Annotated in this window: 4 protein-coding genes and 1 pseudogene; 2 read left to right on the top strand and 3 right to left on the bottom strand. The window is 71.0% G+C overall.

Features of this window, described 5'->3' with window-relative positions:
• The coding region (locus CCR97_RS27520) for an SDR family NAD(P)-dependent oxidoreductase (RefSeq protein WP_201160067.1) at positions 1-194 on the bottom strand (194 nt) is incomplete at its 3' end.
• A gap of 129 nt (positions 195-323) precedes the next feature.
• Here CCR97_RS27520 and CCR97_RS27515 point away from each other — a divergent pair.
• Positions 324-1,226, top strand: a complete 903-nt coding sequence (locus CCR97_RS27515; RefSeq protein WP_111360034.1) for a LysR family transcriptional regulator — start codon at positions 324-326, stop codon at positions 1,224-1,226.
• A gap of 120 nt (positions 1,227-1,346) precedes the next feature.
• Here the strand turns inward: CCR97_RS27515 and hemN are convergent, their stop codons facing one another.
• Complete coding sequence (hemN, locus tag CCR97_RS27510) at positions 1,347-2,693, bottom strand: oxygen-independent coproporphyrinogen III oxidase (RefSeq protein ID WP_111360033.1); 1,347 nt, start codon at positions 2,691-2,693, stop codon at positions 1,347-1,349.
• A gap of 220 nt (positions 2,694-2,913) precedes the next feature.
• On the opposite strand from hemN, the gene CCR97_RS27505 reads away from it, so the two are divergent.
• A complete protein-coding gene (locus tag CCR97_RS27505; RefSeq protein WP_111360032.1) occupies positions 2,914-3,426 on the top strand; it encodes a YciE/YciF ferroxidase family protein in 513 nt (170 codons plus the stop codon).
• 108 nt (positions 3,427-3,534) lie between these two features.
• On the opposite strand, the pseudogene CCR97_RS27500 reads toward CCR97_RS27505, so the two are convergent.
• Positions 3,535-3,731: pseudogene (locus CCR97_RS27500) on the bottom strand (hypothetical protein); the annotation flags it as partial.

Genomic DNA, 3,731 nt, shown 5'->3' with positions numbered 1-3,731 from the left:
CCCGCGACGGCGCGGCCGCCGGCCGCCGCGATGCGGCGGACCAGCGCCTCGGCGGGCGCGGCGTCGCCGGCGTAGTTGACGACCACGGCGAAGCCGTCGCGGGCGAGGCGTTCGGCGACGGCCGCACCGATGCCGCGCGACGCCCCGGTGACGATGGCGACCCGGGTGGCGTCGGTGGTGGATGGCTGGGTCATGGCGATGTCTCCTCGGCTGGCCGCCGGCAGGGCGGCTCACGCGGAGAGACTTGGCAGTTCGTCTGGAAAAGATAATCTGGCGATCAATGGCATCACTGTTCTAAAATTCCGAACAAAGGGCGGCGGACGATGGACCGTTTCGATGCCATGCGGGTGTTCACCCGCGTCGTCGAGCGCCGGAGCTTCTCGCGGGCCGCCGAGGATCTCGGGTTGCCCCGCTCCTCCGTCACCGAGGCCGTGAAGGGGCTGGAGGCGCGGCTCGGCGTCCGGCTGCTGCAGCGGACCACCCGGCATGTCGGCCCGACCCTCGACGGCGAGGCCTATTACCGGCGCTGTCTCGGCCTCCTCGCCGACCTGGAGGACGCGGAGGGCGCGTTCGCCGGCGCGACCCCGAAGGGGCTCCTGCATGTCGGCGTGCACGGCGGGATGGCGAGCCGCATCCTGGTCCCGCACCTGCCGGAGTTCCTCGCCGCCTGCCCGGGCATCGACCTGCAGCTCAGCGAGAGCGACCGCTACGTCGATCTCCTGCAGGAAGGGATGGACTGCGTGCTGCGGGTCGGCACCCTGATCGACAGCGACCTCGTGGCGCGCCGGCTGACGACGCTGCCCGAGGTGACCTGCGCGTCGCCTGCCTACCTGGCGCGGCATGGCGTGCCGCACGGCCCGGACGCGCTCGACGGACATTGCATGGTCGGCTTCCGCTCGTCGGCGACGGGCGCCGTGCTGCCGCTGGAGTTCCTGGTGGCTGGCGAGCGGCGCGAGATCCGGCTGCCGTCGGTCGTCACGGTCAACGGGGCCGAGACCTACGCGGCGGCGGGGCGCGCCGGGCTCGGCCTGATCCAGGCGCCGCGCTATCGGCTGGAGGCCGACATCCGGGCCGGCGCCCTGGTGGTGGTGCTGGCCGACACGCCACCGACGCCGACGCCGGTCTCGGTGCTCTATCCGCGGGCCAAGCACCTGTCGCCGCGCCTGCGCGCCTTCATCGACTGGGTCGCGATACGGCTGCGCGCTGCCGGAGAGGGTGGGAGCTGATCAGCCGGAATCCGCAGGAGGCCGCTCCAAACGACGATGGCCGGGGCGCGCCCCGGCCATCGCAATATGCTTCGTCAGTACGACTTTGTGGCCGATACGGCCACCGAATGTCGCGATGGCCTAAACGGCCACAGAATGCCGCGAGCGGTTCTGCGGCAGGTAGGCGTCGAACGCCGCCGCCACCAGCCGGACGAAGTGCCGGCCCTCCTCGGTGATGACGATCCGGCGACCCTCGACCCGCACCATGCCGGCGGCGACGAGGCCGTCGAGATCGCTCAGCTCGTGGGCGAAGCCGGTGTCGAGCCCCGCGGTCAGTGCAGCCGGCAGAGCGTCGAGATCGACCGCGAGGTCGCACATCAGCCGCTCGATGATCTCGGCCCGCAGCACGTCGTCGGCCGACACCCCGACGCCCTTGATGGTGGCGAGCGAGCCGCTCTCGACCGTGCGCGAGTAGCCGGCGATGTCGACGGCGTTCTGGATGAAGCCCTGCGGCAGCTTGCCGATCGCCGAGGCGCCGAAGCCGATCAGGCCGTCGGCCTCGTCGGTCGTGTAGCCCTGGAAGTTGCGGTGCAGCCGGCCGCCGCGCTGCAGCTTGGCGAGGTCGTCGTCGAGCCGCGCGAAGTGGTCGAGGCCGATTGCCACGTAGCCGTGGCTCGCCAGCGTGCGGGCCGCCGCCTTCACCTGCTCGATGCGCTCGCCGGGCCCCGCCAGGGCGGCGACGTCGATGAGCTTCTGGTTGCCCTTGAACCACGGCACATGGGCGTAGCCGAACAGCGCGAGGCGGGCCGGATCGAGGGACGCGGCGAGCGCGGCGCTCTTCTCCACGTCGGCGATGGTCTGACGCGGCAGGCCGTACATCAGATCGATGTTGATGCGGTCGATGCCGGCCTTACGCAGCATCGCGGCGGCGTCGCGCACGATCTCGAACGGCTGGATGCGCCCGATCGCTTCCTGGACGTGGGGCGAGAAGTCCTGCACGCCGAGGCTGGCGCGGGTGACCCCGATGCGGCCGAGCGCGTCGGCGAGATCCTGCGTCAGCCGGCGCGGATCGAGCTCGATCGCGTGCTCGTGCAGGGTCGAGAGGTCGAAGCTGCGCTTGATCGCGTCGACGATGCGGCCGAGCCGCTCGGCGCCGAGGATCGACGGCGTGCCGCCGCCCCAGTGGATGTGCACCACCGTCTTGCTGCCGGCCTTCGCCGCGACCAGGCCGATCTCCTCGATCAGCCGGTCCGTGTAGGCGTCGAGCGGCGCGTCCCGCCGCACCGCCTTCGTGTGGCATCCGCAGTAGAGGCAGATGTCGATGCAGAAGGGGACGTGCAGGTAGAGCGACAGGGTGGATCCCGCCGGCAGGGCTTCGAGCCAGCCGGCGTAAGTCTTGGCGTCGACCGTCGGCGTGAAGTGCGGCGCGGTCGGGTACGAGGTGTACCGGGGGACGTTCCGTTCGGCGAGCGCGATGACACTGTTCATGGGCTAGGAGTGTAAAGGGCGATTGACGAAAACGACCTTGATCAAGGTCAAACAGCGCAGCGATCGGTGCCGTGGTGAGTGTCCTGGAAGGCCGGAACCCGCGGGTTTCCGGGCGGTTGGTCCGGCGAGCCGCGCCCGGTGACCGGGTCGGCGCAGCGGGCGGGCAGCCCGGCAAGAGGCCGCCCGACGCCCGGATCTCCCTTCCAACAGGACACGACAAATGGGTATTTTCTCCAAGGACATCCGCACGATGGACGATCTCTTCGTGCACACGCTGCGGGACGTCTATTACGCCGAGAACCGCATCGTGAAGGCGCTGCCCGAGATGATCGAGAAGGCCGGCGACCCGCAGCTCAAGCAGGCCTTCAAGGCGCATCTCGGCGAGACCGAGAACCACATCGCGCGCCTGCAGGAGGTCTTCCGCATGCACGGCCTCGAGGTGCGCGGCGTCGACTGTCCGGCGATCGACGGCATCATCGAGGAGACCGACGACGTGGTCGGCGAGGTCGACGACCCGAAGGTGCTCGACGCCGCCCTCATCGCCGCCGCGCAGGCGGTCGAGCACTACGAGATCACCCGCTACGGCACGCTGATCGCCTGGGCCAAGCAGCTCGGCCGCACCGACTGCGCGAGCGTGCTCCAGAAGACGCTCGACGAGGAGAAGGCGACCGACCTCAAGCTCACCTCGATGGCCGAGGGCAGCGTCAACCAGAAGGCCCGCGCCGCCCGCTGACCGGGGTCTTCCGGCGGCCGTCCGGTCGCCGGGCCCGATGATGCGACGACAGCGAGACGCCCGCGGATTCCGCGGGCGTTTTGTCGTGTCGGACCGGGCGGAGCGCAGTTATTTCGGCACCGGGCCGGGGGCGCCGCCGGGCGTGCCGGGCGGCGGGATGACCTTGAGGGCGCCGCCGGCCGGCGGCGGCTCGACGATGCCGCTGTCGGCGGCGGCCGGCGGGCAGACCACGCCGCGCGAATGGGCGAGCTGGTCCGACAGCGTGCCGGCCGAGCCGGTGGTGCCGGAGCCCGTGCCGGCACCAC

The organism is Rhodoplanes elegans, from assembly GCF_016653355.1.
GTDB lineage: Bacteria > Pseudomonadota > Alphaproteobacteria > Rhizobiales > Xanthobacteraceae > Rhodoplanes > Rhodoplanes elegans.
This window is presented reverse-complemented; position numbering and strand designations above follow the sequence as displayed.

Excerpts from the sequence above, each read along its gene's own strand:
- CCR97_RS27505 (WP_111360032.1), top strand. The coding sequence starts at position 2,914 with ATGGGTATTTTCTCCAAGGACATCCGCACGATGGACGATCTCTTCGTG.
- hemN (WP_111360033.1), bottom strand. The coding sequence starts at position 2,693 with ATGAACAGTGTCATCGCGCTCGCCGAACGGAACGTCCCCCGGTACACC.
- CCR97_RS27515 (WP_111360034.1), top strand. The coding sequence starts at position 324 with ATGGACCGTTTCGATGCCATGCGGGTGTTCACCCGCGTCGTCGAGCGC.